Here is a 17,357-nt window from a genome sequence, read left to right as displayed (position 1 = left end):
AGACAATTCGAATCGATGCGTTAACGGCCGGTTCAGCACGTCGCCTGATGCGATCAGCGGATCAGCGCCACTTCGCGGAAGGCGCCGATCAGCGGCTTCTCGAGCTTGCCCTCCATCCCCCGGAGGATCTCGTAGGCCTTCTCGCGCGTCATCATCGGCTTGTAGCTGCGGTATTCGATCAGCGCCGAGAAGATGTCGGAGATGGTGAGGATGCGCGTCAGGTCCGGGATGCTGTCGGCCATCAGCCCATCGGGATAGCCGCTGCCGTCGAGAAATTCGTGATGGTTGCGCACCGCCTTCAGCACTTCGTCGGTGATCGCTGCGTTGTCCTTCAGTGCATCGTAACCGGCCACCGGATGGGTTTCCACCAGCGTACGTTCCTTGACGTCGAGCCGGCCCGGCTTGTCGAGAATGGTGAGCGGGATCTTGGCCTTGCCGATGTCGTGGAACATCGCGGCCATGTAGAGACGCTCCAGATCCGAACTGTGGACGCCGAGGCTCAAGCCGAAATCGACGGTGATGCCGGTCACGAGCAGGCAGTGTTGATAGGTGCCTTCGTGATGGCGGCGAACGGTGGCGAGCCAATCGGACAGACCGTTTTCCGCTATACAGTCGGCGATCCGCTTGCCCGCCCGCCGGGTCTCCTCGACATCGATCGCTGCACCGCCCAGCACGGCTGCAAACATCGAGGCGATGCAGGACGCGCCGGCAAATGCGGCCTGTCGGTCGTCGACCGCGATGCTCTTGGCCGCAGAACCGGGGCGCACATCGAGCAGCTTTCCGAGCAACTGATTGCGGCTCGGCGTGCTCGACAATACGCTTGTCGCACCGAGCGCATAGGCCTGGACCGTCGACAGACGGGATTTGTTGTTGGTCAGGAAGATCCGCCGCGGAATACGCGAGAGCCGCTCCGAGATCTCCTTCAATGCGGTGATGTTGTCGACGTGGCGCAGATCGGCGGCCACGACGATCGCGTCGATGTCGCCGCCTTTGAAGTCGGCATCACCGATCAGTTCAGATGTGAGCGAGCAGCGTTCGGCCAGCATGCCGCGAAGCATAGCGAGCTTGGCCGTGTCATCGCCGACGAGGTGAACGTTCATGGAAAACCAGGTCCAGGGTCATTCCGCGTTTAGGCCCCGATGTTCCGCAGGAATTGTTAAATTTGAGCCATTCGTTCGCTGTGCGGTTGCGGATTTGCGTTAGCTAAGAACTAACAATCGGCGACCGGTGCGGTAGCCCGTTCCTGCACGCCCACCGACAGGACGAGTTCCAGTCGACGAGGCGGATCCAGCTCGCCTTCGGAGGGAATTACTTCGTCGGCAGGACGGCTTTGTAATCTTCAGAAACACAGTCGTCGCCGGCCGCCGCGCGCCGCCGGTCGATGATCTCGTTGTGCCTGATCAAGAGCCGATAGGTCTGGCGCCGGAGCGCGGTTCCACTGGCGGATATGATCTGAGCCCGCACGCAGGCGGTCCATGTATCGCCGGCATCGGCATGTCGGACGGATGTGGCCTCGACATCACGTGGCAGCGTCGTTGCGACGAAGATCATGTCGAGATTCTTGCGCACGAGAAGCGCGACATCTGGCGCGGCTTCGGGCTGCGGCGGCTCGGGCGCCTTGGCCCGCATGAAGGCCGGTAGGCGCGCATTGCTGTCGGCGGCGCAGCCGATCAGGAGCAGGGCCGAGAGCAGCCCCACGCGTGACGCAATCCGCCGCATGCCGCATCGTCCCCCATTGCGGCGCGCACGCTAGCGAGAGATCGCGGCATTGCTGCGGGAAACTCGTGCAGCAACGATGTCCGGTCGCGGCCGGCGGCAGTCATGCGCGCGCGAACGGCGCCGGCCGTCCGGCATCGTGCTCACCGGATTGTGCTCGTCGGGATGAACCGGGCCGCGAACCGGCTCGACCAACAGGCACGCCATGAGCAGATTGGAGATCCCATGTTTCGGCACGCTCTCAGGGCTGCATTGCTCGCCGGCGGCCTGTTTGCCGGCCTTGCTCCCGCATTGGCTGAAAGCAGCAGGCTGGCGCTGGTGATCGGGCAGTCGGCCTATCGTTCGGTGACGCCGCTGCCGAATCCCGCCAACGATGCCAAGGCAATGGCGAAGATGCTGGGTGAAGCGGGGTTCGACGTGACGACCGCCGCCGATCTGTCGCAGCGGGACCTCAACAGGGAGGTCGGCGACTTCGCCGCCAAGATCGCGGCCAAGGGACCCGACACGGTGGCGCTGGTGTTCTATGCCGGCCACGGACTGCAGATCGACGGCGAGAACTATCTCGTACCCGTGGACGTCGATCCGCGACGTGAAGCCGACATTCCGCTGCAGGCCGTGCGTCTCAACGATCTCTTGAACACGCTCAATTCGGTGCCGAGCCGGATGCGAATCCTGCTGCTCGATGCCTGCCGCAACAATCCGTTTCCCGCCATCAGCCAGAACGCGGGCCGTGGCCTTGCGCTGGTCGACACAAAGACGGGAGCGCCGGGCACCTTCCTGTCCTACTCGACCTCGCCCGGCGCGGAAGCCGAGGATGGCACCGGCGCCAACAGCCCCTATACCACGGCACTGCTGCAGGCGGCGCGGGAGCCGGGCCTTCCCATCGAGCAGGCGTTCAAGCGCGTGCGCGTTGCGGTGAACAAGGTCACCGAGGGCCGGCAGACGCCGTGGGATTCGTCGTCCTTGACGGAGGATTTTCGCTTCGTCGGGTCGGCGGATGGAGGCGCTGCCAATGCCGGCCCGCGGCCGGCCGTCGCCAAGCGCAGCGTCGACGAATGGAAGCGCAGCCTGGAGGGCAAGCCGATCGAGGCCGCCAACGAAATCATCGTCGGCGACGGCAGCGTCGAGGCGTATGAGGCCTTCGTGACGCTCTACACCGCGCCGCCCTATGGCCCGCAGGCGCGCGAATGGCTCGACCTCCACAACAGGATGGCAGCCTGGAACGAGGCGGTGCTGATCAATACGGTGGCGTCCTATCAGGGCTTTCTCGACCGCTATCCGAACAGCGACCTGACCCCGACCGCGCGCAAGCTGATCGAGCGCCTGCGCAACCGGCCCGTGGTGACGCCGGTGGTGGCGGCCGCCAATGCGGCGATCCCGGCCGCCGCTTCGGCAACCCTGCCGGTCGTGCCGGCCGTTGCCGCGGCAGGCCCGACCTGCCCATGTTCGCAGACGCCTCCGCCGGCTCGGAAGTCTGAGACGCCGAAGCGGGTCGAAGAGAAGCCGGCGAGGAAGCGCGACGAGGACCCTCCCAAGCGCGCCGGCCGCACGCCCCGACGCGACCCTGACGACGATGTCGTCGTCTACGCGCCACCGCCTCCGCCGCGCGCGTATTATGGACCGCCGGTGCGCGTGGTGCCGCCGGTCAGTATCGGGATCGGCATCGGCGGCGGCTATGGCGGTGGCTATGGGCGGGCACCTCAGAACTATCCGACACGGCGCGGCTATGGCTACTGAAGCTGGCTGACGTCTGCGCATCGATGTGGCCGCCCGCAAGGGCGGCCACTGATGTTTGGCGGGGGACGTCCGTTCGGGTCATCCTCTCGGTTCTGCCATTCGTCATCGCTCCTCACCACTCGTCCCGCGGATGCCGCCGCCCGTCCCATCCTGCTCGATCCGCCCGCGAAGGCTGCTTTCATCGTCCCGGTGCGTCGCTTCGGATGCAGTCTGCGGGAGGGAAGGGTCATGTCGTTGCGTCGAGCAGGTGTTTGCGCGGTCCTCGTCGGGAGCCAGTTGACGGTCGTGCCGGCCCTTGGCTGGCAGCACTGGGGCGGCGATGCCGGTGGAACGCGGTTCTCGCCGCTGGCGCAGATCACGCCTTCCAATGTCGATCGGCTGGTGCCTGCCTGGGACTATCACACCGCGGATCTGCAGCGCCGGCCGCCCGCGGCAGCCTTGCGGACCAAGTTCGAGGCGACGCCGATCCTGGTCGAGGACAGCCTGGTGTTCTGCACGCCGTTCAATGAGGTGGTCGCGCTCGATCCCGGCACCGGCGTGCAGCGCTGGCGTTTCGATCCCAAGGTCGGTGACGGGCGGCGCCCGGCCAATCGCTATGCCTGCCGCGGCGTTGCCCATTGGGTGGACGAGCGGGCGCCGGCCGGCGCGGCATGCCGCAGCAGGCTGTTCATGGGCACGGTCGATGCTCGCCTGATCGCCCTCGACGCGCAAACGGGACAGCCCTGCGCCGGCTTTGGATCGGACGGCGAAGCGCGGATCGACATTTCCAAGGATCTGCTATGGCCGGGCGAGTTCCAGATCACCTCGGCGCCGGTGGTGGGCGGGGGTGTCGTGGTGGTCGGCTCATCGATCGGCGACAATGTGCGGGTCGATGCGCCCAAAGGCACGGTCCGCGGTTTCGATGCGCGCACCGGCGCGCTGCGTTGGAGTTTCGATCCGTTGATCCATGACGGCATCGCGGCGGGACATGCGAACGTCTGGGCGCCGATGTCGGTCGACGAGACGCGCGGCCTCGTCTTCCTTCCGACCTCGTCGCCCAGTCCGGATTTCTTCGGCGGTGCGCGTCCGGGTGACAACCGGCATGCCGATTCCGTGGTCGCTTTGCGGATTGAAAGCGGCGAACTGGCCTGGTCGTTTCAGACCACGCACCACGACGTCTGGGATTACGATCTGCCGGCGCAGCCGACGTTGGCCCTAATCGATGCCGGGCAGGGGGCGCGTGACGTCGTCATACAGCCGACCAAGCAGGGCTTCGTGTTCGTGCTCGACCGCGACACCGGCGCGCCGGTCTGGCCGGTGGAGGAGCGCGCAGTGCCGCAAGGCGCCGCCGAGGGTGAGGTTCTATCACCGACGCAGCCATTCCCGACCCATGTGCCGCCGCTGCTCGATCAGCGCTTCGCAGCGGATGATATTTTCAGGGCCGTGCCGCGCGTCCTGGATTCCTCCTGCGACGATCAGCTCGCGCCATTGCGCAATGAGGGTTTGTACACGCCGCCCACGATCCAGGGCACGTTGCTGTTTCCGATGACCGGCGGCGGCGTGAACTGGGGCGGGGCGGCGTTCGATCCCGTCCATCAGATCCTCTACGCCAATGTCAGCCGTGCCATCCACATCGTCCGGCTGATCCCGCGTGCGGAAGCTGACGGGATGACGCCGCCGCGTGGTGTCGATGTCGGGCTGCAGCGCGGGTCGCCGTTCGCGGTGACGCGGGTGGTCGCCATGTCCAAGCTCGGCCTGTTGTGCAACCGGCCGCCATGGGGCGAAATGGTCGCGGTCGATCTCAAGGCCGGCAAGATCCTGTGGCGCTCGACCGTCGGTACCACCGAGGATCGCGCACCGCTCGGGCTGGCGTTCAAATGGGGCACGCCGCTCGTCAACGGCGTCGTGGTCACAGCCGGCGGCCTCGTCTTCACCGGCGCAATGGACGCCTATCTGCGCGCCTTTGATGCTGTCTCAGGTCAGGAGCTCTGGCAGGGCCGGTTGCCCGCGCCGGGCGTCGCCAATCCGATGACCTATGAATGGAAGGGCGAGCAATTCGTGGTGACCGCAGCCGGCGGCCATTCGGAGGCGGGAACGTCGCTCGGCGACAGCGTCGTGGCGTTTCGGCTGGCGCGCGATGGCGAAGGGCCCTCGCTGTGGTCACGGACGATTGATCGTCCGGGCGGACGGTTCGCCGCCGGCTCCCTGCTCGCGGCCGGGGTGCTGGCCGGCCTGTTGGTGGCGTTGTGGCGATGGCGCCTGCGGTGGGTCTAGCCCGCCGCGCCGCTATCAGTCGAATGCCACGCCGATCCGCTTGTCGTGGCTCCAGACTGCGTGGCAGCGCCGCGTGAATTTGTCGGCCGGGATCACCAGCGTGAAGGCTTCGGGCAGACCGACCGGACTGACCACCTCGACCCTGGCGCCGGTGTCGGACATGTTGCGGACCATGCAATCGACCGCGCCGCCGCCGTCGAATGCCAGCCTGCCCTGCTTCAGCACCCGATGCCTCGGTGCAATGCGCTTGTCACTCGTCTCGCTCATGGCCTGTATTCCGGTGCCGGACGGCGTCACCTTTCGCGTCAAAAGCACCTAAAATAAATCAGGCTCGCGTTTCGATCAGATGAATCCGGCGTGCGAAGCCCGGGCCCTCGCCTTCACGTTTCGTTAACCCGGCCAGGCCGCGGATCAGAGCATCGCGAAGGCGCTCGACACCATGGCCACTGGCTTGCCATCGCCGGCGCTGGTCAGTGTGACCCGGCCGAAGCTCATGGTGCGGCCCATCCGCACCACGCGCGCATCGGCCATCACGTCGGCGGAGGCAATGGCGCGCATGAAATGCGTGGTCTGGTCGACAGTGGTCATCGGCCGGTAGCCGCCGCTGGCGGTGACCATCCCGATCACCATCGCGGTATCGGCAAAAGCCATCAGCGCCTGGCCGCAGACGACGCCATTGTCGCGGCAGAGCCGCGGCGAAAACGGCATGCGCAGGATGGCGCCGGCTTCGCCCTGCGGAGACGGCGCGATGTCCTCGACGATCAAGCCAAGATCCTTGATCCAGGGCGCGAACACGTCATCGAGGATGCGCCTCGCGTCGTCGGTGGTGAAGTTCAGGGTCTCGTTCGGCACGCGCGGAGGTCCTTCCATGATCGTGTCATCGACGTGTCTTGGCATCGACTTGCCTCGCCGCGATCGGCGGAGCTGCCGGAATGTTGCCGCAGAGCGGCGGCTTGAAAAGGCCGGAGTTGGAAAACTATGATGATGGCCTGCCGTGGAACAGACGGGAGGTGCGCGCAGACGATGCGGCCGTGAACATCCCGACCTGCGCTCCACCGTTCCGGCACAGTGCCGCGGGCTTGGCGCATGGCGAAGCGATGGTATAAGGCGCCTATACCGGGGAGTAACCAATGAAGAAGCTGATCGTGACGATGGCGGTCGCCGTGCTGGCCGGCTGGGCGGTGCCCGCAATGGCGCAGATGCCCAACATCAACCTTCTCGCCGACGGTCCCTCCAAGTCGCCCGAGGAGAAAGAGGCCGAAGCGGCGCGGGAGCAGGCCTACAGGGACACCATGCGCAAGATTCCGGACGCCAAGACGAGCACCGATCCCTGGGGCAACGTCCGGGCGGCGGAGCAGCCCAAGGCGGCGCCTGCCATGAAGACCACCGCGGCCAAGAAGCCGAAGGCTGTCGGCAGCACCAACTGAGATTTATCGCGCTCGGGTCGGGCGGGCTCTGACCCTTCGGGGCCCGTTTGCCGATTGCGGACTCGGATTCCTCGCGGCCCCGTCTATATTGACGGTGTGGCAGCGCGTTGGAGTTCGTCGATGGGGATGCGCCCCCGGGACATTGCCAGCCGGATGGCGGCCCGGCGCCAGAAGGGCGCCGTGGGGGCTCGCGACGGCTACGTTCGCGACACGTTCACGCTGCCGCGCGAGCAAGCGCGCGCCAAGGCCCGTGACTATCTGACCCGCTATCCCAAGGCCGGCTACATGAGCGCGGTCGAAAGCTGGCGCGAGCTTCCCGATGGGGCCATCGAGTTCACGATGCGGCGGCTTCCCAGCGCCGATTGAACGATTGCCGCGAGCGCCTCATTCCTTTTCGCCAAGAAGCTTGCGTGTATCGCGATTGATGAAATGAAGCCGCGTGCAGGCCTTGCAGACCACGGTTTCATAGGAGCACGTGGGATCGCCCGGCTTCGGCTCTTCCAGCCAATGCTGCACGTTCATCCCCGTTCGCGGACATTTGAAGATCAGATTACCCATACAAATTTAAATGTCTGCCAAGATGCAGACAGGCATTTTGATCTCGATCAAGTTCGGCTGCCGAAATGACGCGCAGTCAACCTCGTTGACTGCAATCTTAGGTTGCGTCTTTCGCCTGCGACGATCCACAAGAGGTGTGGCGAGCCGTCAGGCCTGATCCAGCGACTCGGCGACGATCCGGATGCGGAAGACCGGCTGCCTTGCCTCGTCGAGCAGCTCCATCTGCCATTCGGAGTTTTCGGCGAGCTTGCGCGAGATGCTGCTGGCCATGTCGGCACAGACGGTGGTCATCTCTTTCCAGGCTGCATTGCGGTCGGCGCACTCGGTCCCATACTCGGACGCGCCTGAGAAGTGGCCGTTGCGGATACGAAAGAAATAGAGCGGCATTGCCAAAACCGGTGAGCCCTGACCGCCCCAGGCCGCTGGGTTTGATGTACGCACCACAAATGGAAGCGCAAAACCCACTCGGATCAATTCCGGTAAAATACGGTCGGTCGCGCTGATCGCTTCGGTTAGGCTGATTGCCGTTGGTGATGTGCGGCGCAACCGGACGAATCGCGGGCCAACGAATGAGCCTCGGACCGCTGCGGTCCGAGGCTCGGCGTCAACGTCGTAGCTTCCCAGCGAGGGCAGTTCGGCAGTGACACGATTAAATTAGTGCGAAATCTGTAGGCGTGCCTTGCGTCAGATCAAGGTTGCAATCTCGATCGGCCGCCGTGGGACGCGCACCTGGCTGTGGTCGAAGATCCGTTCCGGCACGACTGTCAGTCGGTAGGCGATCTGCGTCGCGCCGTCGACCATTTCCAAGAGTTCATCGCAGGCCGGACAACGCCTCTCTCCCGCGGCGTCTTGCTGCGAGTGAAGCTCGATCCTTTGAAGGCCGGCCCTGCAGGACGGGCACGTCACGTCATTTGTTGTCATCGCCAATATGAAGCGCAACGCACGCGATCCGTTCCCCGACATCACGACAATGACGGAGGGAGATGCATCCCGAGCGGAGCTATCAACGTCGAAAGCCCCGGACGTCGTCCGGGGCTTTCTTTCGGCGCGGATGGTTTCAGGGCCGTGCGCCTACGTGTGACGGAGCCTGCAAGTGTCGGAGCTGGCAGGCTGCAAGGGATCGGTCGACGGCACACCAAAGGCGATACACTAGAGGATGTGCGGCGACCATCATCGCAACGAACAAACAAATCCGGGGCTGATCAAAAATCTGCTCAGACGTACGACAACCACGATTCTATAACGCAACCCAAAGTTTATGACAATGGTTTGTGGCTTGAAGATGTCGTGAGCGCCGGCGCGCGTGATGCGGATCACGCGGGTTTTTTCCGGGCCATTCCTCGGGCCGGCATGAGGAGCCGCGCCAATGGCGCGCTAACGCATCCTTGGGCAGGGTCCGACACGGGGGCGTCCGAGGTTCGTCGCTTCATCTGTCGTCCGTCATATGGTGGCCGTCGAGTGCTTGCACGCCACGTGATGCGGAACCTGATGGCCGGCCGCCGCTTGCGCGCGGCTGCGCGTCTGCATCGAAATCGTGCGCCTGCACGCACGACGAGCCGAACAAAAGCAGAAGAGGCGATGGAACTTCGTTCCTCTCAGGAGAACCACGGAATGTGCGATCTACGCACGCGTGTAGGAGTTGGTAGTTTCAAGGAAAAGACCTGACAAGCACGATCGGTCCAACGATTGCGGCGTTGAAGTCGGCGAGGTCTTCGCTGGGAATCCAGTACTCGCGATGCTTGCGGCCGCCGGCCTCGCGCACCTCGTAGGTGTCGATGAAGCCTCGCAGGATCGCAAAGCGCAGCACGTGGCCGGCGCCGCTCGCCGGCACGTTCCAGTCCCGTGCGATCTTCACGGCATAGTCCTCGGTCAGCACCGGGTAGAAGATCGGCTGCTCCGGAAGGCGCGGCGGAAACGCACGCATGCCCGACGCCTCGATCAAGGCAAGCTCCTTTGGGCCGACAGGGCGCCACAGCGTGAGGGTCTGTTCGTTGTTGGATCCGGTCATGCTGGTTCCGAAAATTGGAAGCAGTCTGCGAGGCTCACAGAGAAGGACCAGCAGGATGATGGGACACGGCCGAGACGACAATAACAATTTATAGTTGGGTCGGCGTCTGCCGCTGGTGCGGGAGATGAGGTTGGAGCGCTCGGACAGTTTGGTTTTAATCCGCGTGATCGCCGGTCGGCGGCTGCGCCGCTCGCGCGCATGGCTTCCGCCTCCAGCTGGAATCGGGATCCCTTCGCAGTCGCCGTCATCCAGCATCCAGCATGCCGTACTTCGCTTCTGGGCGCGCTGATCGGGCAGCGCTCCCTCGCTGGTGCTCGGTGCACTGCGCGCCGGCCCTCGGCCTTCGAGCGGCAGGCGTGTCTCCCGCGGGTTGTCAGGGGTTTGTGAAAGAGAGGTGTGAATGTCGAGAAGAACATATTGCGAACAAAGAACGGATGGAGTACATTCGCCTCAAGATTGCTGGCCGACCTCGTTAACCGTTTGTCCATCCCGCGAATCCCCGCCATAAGGAGCGCCAATGTCCGCCACCGCCCTGCGTATCGTCGAAGGTTCCTCCATGGATAAGAGTAAGGCGCTCTCCGCTGCGCTGTCCCAGATCGAGCGTCAGTTCGGCAAGGGCTCGGTGATGAAGCTGGGCAAGAACGACCGTTCGATGGATGTCGATACGGTGTCCAGCGGCTCGCTCGGGCTCGACATCGCGCTCGGCATCGGCGGTCTGCCGAAGGGCCGCATCGTCGAGATCTACGGGCCGGAATCCTCGGGCAAGACCACGCTGGCGCTGCACACGGTGGCGGAAGCGCAGAAGAAGGGCGGCATCTGCGCCTTCATCGATGCCGAGCATGCGCTCGATCCGGTGTATGCGCGCAAGCTCGGCGTGAACATCGACGAGCTTCTGATCTCGCAGCCGGATACGGGTGAGCAGGCGCTGGAGATCTGCGACACCCTGGTGCGTTCCGGTGCGGTCGACGTGCTGGTGGTCGACTCCGTGGCGGCGCTGGTGCCGAAGGCCGAACTCGAAGGCGAGATGGGCGAGTCGCTGCCGGGCCTGCAGGCCCGCCTGATGAGCCAGGCTCTGCGCAAGCTGACGGCCTCGATCAACAAGTCCAACACGATGGTGATCTTCATCAACCAGATCCGCATGAAGATCGGTGTGATGTACGGCTCGCCGGAGACCACCACCGGCGGCAATGCGCTGAAGTTCTATGCCTCGGTCCGCCTCGACATCCGCCGCATCGGCGCGATCAAGGAGCGCGACGAGGTGATCGGCAATTCCACCCGTGTGAAGGTGGTGAAGAACAAGCTGGCGCCGCCGTTCAAGCAGGTCGAGTTCGACATCATGTATGGCGAGGGCGTCTCCAAGATGGGCGAGATCCTCGATCTCGGCGTCAAGGCCGGCATCGTCGAGAAGTCCGGCGCCTGGTTCTCCTACGATAGCCAGCGTCTCGGGCAGGGACGTGAGAATTCGAAATCGTTCCTCAAGGCCAATCCGGACATGACCGCCAAGATCGAAGCCGCGATCCGCCAGAACTCCGGCCTGATCGCCGAGCAGATCCTGGCCGGCAACGCCGAGCGCGACGCCGACGCCGACGGCGAGGAGCCGGCGGAGGAGTAGAGGTAAGACGGCAGCGGGTGCCGTGGACGTTGCGTTGCCGACGTTCCGGCGCCCGTTTGCAGATGTGTGGTGTTCTGCCGAAATCTGCGGTTGCTGCATGATCGAATGCAGTGAGCCTGAGGTTCCGAACGCCGGATACGATCTTCAGCGCGAATAGTCGAAAGCGCGTGCGCGGGCGAGCGGACCGGATCCGCGCGGCGGCACCGACATTTCCGACGCCAGCCCTGGGCGCCGGGAGCCGATCGCGAGCGTGTTGATAGCGTCTTGAGCCAATCAGGTCGTGCCGGAGCCAACAGCATGACGCGTTTGATTCTAGCGGCCGATGATCCCAGCGCCGGAGCGCTTCGGAGAGGCGGCTTTGCCGACCTGGTGGTGCCAATTCTCCATCGTTTCGTATGGGGACCGTTGCCATCAGATGCCGAGTTATCGGCTTATCTCGTCCAGCGCACCGCGCGACCGAAGCGCGGGCATTGGTTGGATTTCGCCTCGCGTGGCGACTTCATGGCGGTCGGCGGGCGGAGTCAGAGTTTTCTCGAACTTGTCGACCGTTGCGATAGCGTCGAGCTGTGGATGGGGACCCGTCCGAACGACCAGTTGGTGCTGATCTGGCTCTTGGACTATCTGCGCCATCACGCGGAGATCGCGACGAAGATCGTATTGCGGCATGTCGATGTCCCGCTATCCGATGCCCCGGCCGGGCGACTCGCCGGTCGGGCCATTGCCGGCGTAGAGCTTGCGCGTGAGCATCTCGATTTGGGCCATCTGGCATGGCAGGCGTTTCGGGCGCTCACGCCGCAAGCCTGGTTCGATCTGTTGAAGCAGGATCTCAGTGCACTGCCGCAGCTTCGCCGCTGCGTGCAGGAGATGCTCGATGAGCTTCCCGGTGTTGCGACGGGCCTGGGAGCATCGGAGCTGAGAATCCTCGAATTGCTGTCAGCCGGCTATCAGCACCCATTCGACCTGTTGCCGCCTCATCGGGATCGCTTTCAACGCCGCGTCTATGACTATTGGGAGGGAGGCGCGTTGCTCGACGGTCTGGCACTGGCGCCGGTGCCGGCAATTTCGGGCCTCGCCGAATGGCCATTCTCGGTCGAGATGCACGACAGCCGTGAACGCCTCGAGCGCTACAAGGCGAGCACGCTGTCGCTGACGCCGCTCGGCAAGGCGATCCTGGCCGGCGAGGAGGATTTCAGCAGCCATAATCCGATCCGGCGCTGGTGGGGCGGCACCGAATTGATCAACGCCAATCTCTGGCGTTGGCATGCGGTGCTCATCGCTCCGGATCCCGGCACGCCTCACGTCATTGATTGTCGCGAGCCGTGGCGCCCGATCCACTGGAACATGCGTGAGGAGGCTTACTCCGCCGCCTGGGCGTAGTCCGCCACCGGCGGGCATGAGCACACCAGATTGCGGTCGCCGTAGACGTTGTCGACGCGGCCGACCGGACACCAGTACTTGTCGGTGCGCGAGGTGCCCGCGGGGAAGCAGCCCTCGCTGCGCCGGTAGGCCCTGTTCCAATCGTCGTCGGCGATGTCGTGCACCGTGTGCGGCGCGTGGCGCAGCGGCGAGGCCTCGATTCCGAAGCGGCCCTGTTCGACCTCGGCGATCTCCTTCCGGATCGCGATCATGGCGTCGCAGAAGCGGTCGAGCTCCGCCTTGGACTCCGATTCCGTCGGCTCGATCATCAAGGTGCCCGCCACCGGGAAGCTCATGGTCGGCGCGTGGAAGCCGTAGTCGATCAGCCGCTTGGCGATGTCGTCGACGGTGACGCCGCTGCTCTGCTTGAGCGGCCGCGGGTCGATGATGCATTCATGCGCGACGCGGCCGCGCTCGTTGCGGTAGAGCACCGGAAAATGCGCATCGAGCCGCGCCGCGACGTAGTTGGCGTTGAGGATCGCAATCTCGGTGGCGCGGGTCAGGCCGTCGCCGCCCATCAGCAGCATGTAGATGTAGGAGATGGTCAGGATCGAGGCCGAGCCGTAGGGGGCGGCCGAGACCGGCCCGATCGGATGCGCGCTCGCGCCGTCGGTCGCGGGGTGACCGGGCAGGAAGGGCGCCAGATGCGCCTTCACGCCGATCGGGCCCATGCCCGGGCCGCCGCCGCCATGCGGAATGCAGAAGGTCTTGTGCAGGTTGAAATGGCTGACATCGGCGCCGTAATCGCCGGGTCTGGCGAGGCCGACCTGCGCATTGAGGTTGGCGCCGTCGAGATAGACCTGTCCGCCGTGGGCATGGACGACGTCGCAGATGTCGCGGATGTGCTCCTCGAACACGCCATGCGTCGAGGGATAGGTGATCATGATGGCGGCGAGCTTGGCGCTATGCGCTTCCGCCTTGGCCTTGAGATCGGCGAGATCGACATTGCCGCCTGCATCGCAGCCGACCACGACCACCTCCATGCCGGCCATGTGCGCCGAGGCCGGGTTGGTGCCGTGGGCGGAGGAAGGAATCAGGCAGATGGTGCGATGGCCCTCGCCGCGGGCGGCGTAGTAGCCGCGGATCGCCAGGAGGCCGGCATATTCGCCCTGCGCGCCCGAGTTCGGCTGCAGCGACACCGCGTCATAGCCGGAGATCCGGCACAACCAGTCGGTCAGATCGGCGAACATCGTATGATAGCCGGCGGCCTGCGCGCGCGGCACGAACGGGTGCAGGCTGGCGAATTCCGGCCACGTCAGTGGAATCATCTCGGTCGTCGCGTTCAGCTTCATCGTGCAGGAGCCGAGCGGAATCATCGCGCGATCGAGCGCGAGGTCGCGGTCCGCGAGCTTGCGCAGATAGCGCAGCATCTCGGTCTCGGAGCGATGCGCGTGGAACACCGGATGGGTCAGGAACGGCCGCTGCCGCTTGAGCTCGGCCGGCAGAGCCTCGCGCGCTTCCGCCTCGATCGTCGTGTAGGAGAGCTCGCCGCCGAAAGCGCGCCAGACGGCTTCGACGACATCGGCCGTCGTGGTCTCATCGAGCGCGATCCGCAGCCTGCTGCCGTCGCGCCCGAGATTGATCCGCTCGCCTTCCGCGCGGGCGATGATCGACTCGGACTTGGCGCCGGCCTCGACGGTGACCGTGTCGAAGAAGGCCTCGCTTTCCGGCGCAAAGCCGAGCTTGCGCAGCCCTGCAGCCAGCACCGCGGTCCGCCGATGCGCGGTGCGGGCGATCGCCTTCAGCCCGTCGGGGCCATGATAGACCGCGTACATCGCGGCAATCACCGCCAGCAGCACCTGCGCCGTGCAGATGTTCGAGGTCGCCTTCTCGCGGCGGATGTGCTGCTCGCGGGTCTGCAGCGCCAGCCGATAGGCGGGAGCCCCGCGTGAATCGACGGAGAGGCCGACGATGCGGCCGGGCAGCGACCGCTTCAGCGCATCGCGCACCGCCATGTAGGCCGCATGCGGTCCGCCATAGCCCATCGGCACGCCGAAGCGCTGCGCCGAGCCGATCGCGATGTCGGCGCCGAGTTCCCCCGGCGAGGCAATCACGGTCACCGCCAGCAGGTCGGCGGCGAGGATCGCGAGCGCGCCCTTGTCATGCAGCTTGGCAATCGCGGCGCGCGGATCGCGCAGCGCGCCCGTCGTGTCCGGATATTGCAGCAGGCCGCCGAACACCTCGGTGCCGTCCAGATCCTCGGCGGGGTCGCCGACGATCAGCTGCCAGCCGAGCGGCTCCGCGCGGGTGCGCAGCACCGCCAGCGTCTGCGGATGCACGTTCCGATCGACGAAGAACGCCTTGGTCTTCGCCCGCGCCGAACGCTCGGCCAGAGCCATCGCTTCCGCCGCCGCCGTGGCCTCGTCGAGCAGCGAGGCGTTGGCGACGTCGAGCCCGGTGAGATCGCAGATCATGGTCTGGAAGTTGAATAGCGCCTCCAGCCGGCCCTGGCTGATCTCCGGCTGATAGGGAGTGTAGGCCGTGTACCAAGCCGGGTTCTCCAGGATGTTGCGCTGGATCACCGCCGGCATGAGCGTGCCGGAATATCCCTGGCCGATCAGCGAGGTGAAGACCTGATTCCGTGCGGCGAGTGCGCGCATGTGTGACAATGCTTCGGGCTCGCTCAGCGCCGGCTCGAGGGTGAGCGGCGCCGTCTGCCGGATCGTGCCGGGTAGCGTCTGCGCCATCAGCTCCGCCACGCTCTTGGCGCCGACGGTCTCCAGCATCGCCGCGACGTCGCGCGGCGAGGGACCGATATGGCGGCGGGCGAAGCTGGTGGCGGCATCATCGAGCGGCTTGAGCGGCGTGGTCATGAGCAAATCCTCTATGCCTCGTCATGCCCCGCGACGGCGGGGCATCCAGTAAACAGCGACGGCGAGATCGGCAGACCGTAGCCCGGGCGAGCGCAGCGACCCGGGACCGCCGGTCCCGCATCGCTCCGCTCATGCGGGCTACGCACCGCGCGTCTCACGCCGTATGCGCCTTGTAGGCGGCCTCATCCATCAGGCCGCCGAGTTCGCCCCGGTCGGCGATCTTGAGCTTGAAGAACCAGGCCTTGCCGCCGGCGTCGGTGTTGACGAGCGCCGGCTCGTCGACGATCGCCTGGTTGACCTCGACCACCTCGCCGGTGATCGGCGCGTAGACGTCGGAGGCGGCCTTGACCGATTCGACCACGGCGGCGGCTTCCGACTTCTTCAGCGCGCGGCCGACCTGCGGCAGCTCCACGAACACGACGTCGCCGAGTTGGGCCTGCGCATAGTCGGTGATGCCAATGGTGGCTGTGTCGCCATCGATGCTGAGCCATTCATGGTCGGAGGTGTAGAGCGTGGTCATGGACGTCCTTCAGCGCTTGTAGGTGTTGGGAACGAAGGGCATGGCGGCGACGCGCAGCGGCAGGCGTTGGCCGCGCACATCGGCGAACAATGGGGTGTCGAGCGCAGAGAGAGTGGTCGGCACGTAACCCATCGCGACCGGAGCATTCAGCGTCGGGCCGAAGCCACCAGAGGTGACCTGGCCGACCGGCTCGGCTGAATCGGCCGACGCGAACAGCGCAGCTCCCTCGCGCACCGGCGCGCGGCCCTCGGGCCTCAAGCCGACGCGGCGGCGTGTCGCACCGCCATCGAACTGGGCAAGGATCTTGTCAGCGCCGGGGAAGCCGCCAGCGCGCGCGCCACCGCTGCGGCGGACCTTCTGCACCGACCACTCCAGCGCGGCCTCGACCGGGGTCGTCGCCGTGTCGATGTCGTGGCCATAGAGACAGAGCCCGGCCTCGAGCCGCAGGCTGTCGCGGGCGCCCAGTCCGATCGGCAGCACGTCCTTGTCCGACAGCAGCGCTTCGGCGAGCTGCTCGGCCTTGTCGGCGGGAACGGAGATCTCGTAGCCGTCCTCGCCGGTGTAGCCGGAGCGCGAGACGTAGCAGGCGAGCCCGTCGACCGTGCGCGGGCCGGAATCCATGAAACGCATGCCCTCGGCATCAGCGCAGAATTTCGCCAGCACGCTCGCGGCCTTCGGCCCCTGCAACGCCAGGAGTGCCCGGTCGGTCAGCGGCTGCACCTCGCAGACGTCGGACAGCCCGTCGCGCAGCAGCTCGATGTCGGCGTCCTTGCAGGCGGCGTTGACCACCAGCACCAGGTGCTCGCCGAAATTCGCCACCATCAGGTCATCGAGAATGCCGCCCTCGGCATTGGTGAACTGGGCATAGCGCTGCCGGCCTGCCGGGATGCCGATGACGTCCTGCGGCACCAGCCGCTCGAGCGCGGCTGCGGCGTCGGCGACCTTGCCGGATTTCGGCACCAGCGCGACCTGCCCCATGTGGGACACGTCGAACAGCCCGGCCGCGCTGCGGGTATGGAGGTGTTCCTTGAGCACGCCGGGCGCGTACTGCACCGGCATCTCATAGCCCGCGAAGGGCACCATCTTGCCGCCAAGGCTGACATGCAGCGCATGGAGCGGCGTTCGCTTCAAAAAAGGGGGGGCAGCCGGTTCAGCCATCGATCAGGGATCCTCGCGCGGTTCCTCGGGACCAGTCCCGAAAAACGCCACCGAAGCCCCATCTGTCGCTGTGCCTGAGAGTATTATCCCGTCGGCGGACGCGTCCCGGTCAAAACCGGACAAGCGTCTCTTTCCAGAT

Annotated in this window: 16 protein-coding genes; 6 read left to right on the top strand and 10 right to left on the bottom strand. The window is 65.5% G+C overall.

Annotation, left to right across the window (positions count from 1 at the left end):
- Window positions 1-53 precede the first annotated feature (53 nt).
- Both QX094_RS01025 and QX094_RS01020 read right to left on the bottom strand, forming a co-directional pair.
- Window positions 54-1,100, bottom strand: coding sequence for an HD-GYP domain-containing protein (locus QX094_RS01025; protein ID WP_315716057.1), 1,047 nt, complete (start codon window positions 1,098-1,100; stop codon window positions 54-56).
- Between the two features lie 208 nt (window positions 1,101-1,308).
- Complete coding sequence (locus tag QX094_RS01020) at window positions 1,309-1,719, bottom strand: hypothetical protein (RefSeq protein ID WP_316187506.1); 411 nt, start codon at window positions 1,717-1,719, stop codon at window positions 1,309-1,311.
- Window positions 1,720-1,941: 222 nt separating this feature from the next.
- Here QX094_RS01020 and QX094_RS01015 point away from each other — a divergent pair, with 222 nt between their 5' ends.
- Together QX094_RS01015 and QX094_RS01010 are read left to right on the top strand one after the other, a co-directional pair.
- A complete protein-coding gene (locus QX094_RS01015) occupies window positions 1,942-3,453 on the top strand; it encodes a caspase family protein (protein ID WP_316187504.1) in 1,512 nt (503 codons plus the stop codon).
- A gap of 228 nt (window positions 3,454-3,681) precedes the next feature.
- Window positions 3,682-5,706, top strand: coding sequence for a pyrroloquinoline quinone-dependent dehydrogenase (locus tag QX094_RS01010; RefSeq protein ID WP_316187502.1), 2,025 nt, complete (start codon window positions 3,682-3,684; stop codon window positions 5,704-5,706).
- Between the two features lie 15 nt (window positions 5,707-5,721).
- Here the strand turns inward: QX094_RS01010 and QX094_RS01005 are convergent, their stop codons facing one another.
- Window positions 5,722-5,973 (bottom strand): PilZ domain-containing protein, encoded by a 252-nt coding sequence (locus QX094_RS01005; RefSeq protein ID WP_315716061.1) that lies wholly within the window; start codon window positions 5,971-5,973, stop codon window positions 5,722-5,724.
- Between the two features lie 144 nt (window positions 5,974-6,117).
- Window positions 6,118-6,576, bottom strand: coding sequence for a PaaI family thioesterase (locus QX094_RS01000; RefSeq protein WP_409977944.1), 459 nt, complete (start codon window positions 6,574-6,576; stop codon window positions 6,118-6,120).
- A gap of 260 nt (window positions 6,577-6,836) precedes the next feature.
- On the opposite strand from QX094_RS01000, the gene QX094_RS00995 reads away from it, so the two are divergent.
- Window positions 6,837-7,133 carry a hypothetical protein gene (locus QX094_RS00995; RefSeq protein ID WP_315716062.1) on the top strand — a complete coding sequence of 99 codons (297 nt, stop codon included), beginning with the start codon at window positions 6,837-6,839 and terminating at the stop codon, window positions 7,131-7,133.
- A 120-nt stretch (window positions 7,134-7,253) separates the two neighbouring features.
- Window positions 7,254-7,499, top strand: coding sequence for a hypothetical protein (locus tag QX094_RS00990; protein WP_315828229.1), 246 nt, complete (start codon window positions 7,254-7,256; stop codon window positions 7,497-7,499).
- An 18-nt stretch (window positions 7,500-7,517) separates the two neighbouring features.
- Here QX094_RS00990 and QX094_RS00985 read toward each other — a convergent pair whose 3' ends face one another.
- From QX094_RS00985 to QX094_RS00975, 3 genes are all read right to left on the bottom strand, one after another.
- Complete coding sequence (locus QX094_RS00985) at window positions 7,518-7,655, bottom strand: hypothetical protein (RefSeq protein WP_315828230.1); 138 nt, start codon at window positions 7,653-7,655, stop codon at window positions 7,518-7,520.
- 183 nt (window positions 7,656-7,838) lie between these two features.
- Window positions 7,839-8,078, bottom strand: coding sequence for a DUF6894 family protein (locus tag QX094_RS00980; RefSeq protein WP_012045383.1), 240 nt, complete (start codon window positions 8,076-8,078; stop codon window positions 7,839-7,841).
- Between the two features lie 1,261 nt (window positions 8,079-9,339).
- Window positions 9,340-9,633: a hypothetical protein gene (locus QX094_RS00975; RefSeq protein WP_315716194.1), complete on the bottom strand. Its 294-nt coding sequence runs from the start codon at window positions 9,631-9,633 to the stop codon at window positions 9,340-9,342.
- Window positions 9,634-10,216: 583 nt separating this feature from the next.
- On the opposite strand from QX094_RS00975, the gene recA reads away from it, so the two are divergent.
- A complete protein-coding gene (gene recA, locus QX094_RS00970; protein WP_315828231.1) occupies window positions 10,217-11,311 on the top strand; it encodes a recombinase RecA in 1,095 nt (364 codons plus the stop codon).
- A 297-nt stretch (window positions 11,312-11,608) separates the two neighbouring features.
- Window positions 11,609-12,688 (top strand): DUF1835 domain-containing protein, encoded by a 1,080-nt coding sequence (locus QX094_RS00965; RefSeq protein ID WP_316187499.1) that lies wholly within the window; start codon window positions 11,609-11,611, stop codon window positions 12,686-12,688.
- Here QX094_RS00965 and gcvP read toward each other — a convergent pair.
- From gcvP to gcvT, 3 genes are all read right to left on the bottom strand, one after another.
- On the bottom strand, window positions 12,667-15,540 hold the full coding sequence (gene gcvP / locus QX094_RS00960) for an aminomethyl-transferring glycine dehydrogenase (RefSeq protein ID WP_315828233.1): 2,874 nt from the start codon (window positions 15,538-15,540) through the stop codon (window positions 12,667-12,669). The genes QX094_RS00965 and gcvP overlap by 22 nt on opposite strands.
- 154 nt (window positions 15,541-15,694) lie before the next feature.
- A complete protein-coding gene (gene gcvH, locus QX094_RS00955) occupies window positions 15,695-16,060 on the bottom strand; it encodes a glycine cleavage system protein GcvH (RefSeq protein ID WP_315716067.1) in 366 nt (121 codons plus the stop codon).
- Between the two features lie 9 nt (window positions 16,061-16,069).
- Window positions 16,070-17,218, bottom strand: coding sequence for a glycine cleavage system aminomethyltransferase GcvT (gcvT, locus tag QX094_RS00950; protein WP_316187496.1), 1,149 nt, complete (start codon window positions 17,216-17,218; stop codon window positions 16,070-16,072).
- Between the last annotated feature and the right edge of the window lie 139 nt (window positions 17,219-17,357).

Source organism: Bradyrhizobium sp. SZCCHNS1050, from assembly GCF_032484785.1.
Taxonomy (GTDB): domain Bacteria; phylum Pseudomonadota; class Alphaproteobacteria; order Rhizobiales; family Xanthobacteraceae; genus Bradyrhizobium.
The sequence above is the reverse complement of the archived record's forward strand: the minus strand, read 5'-3'. Positions and strand labels throughout refer to the sequence as shown.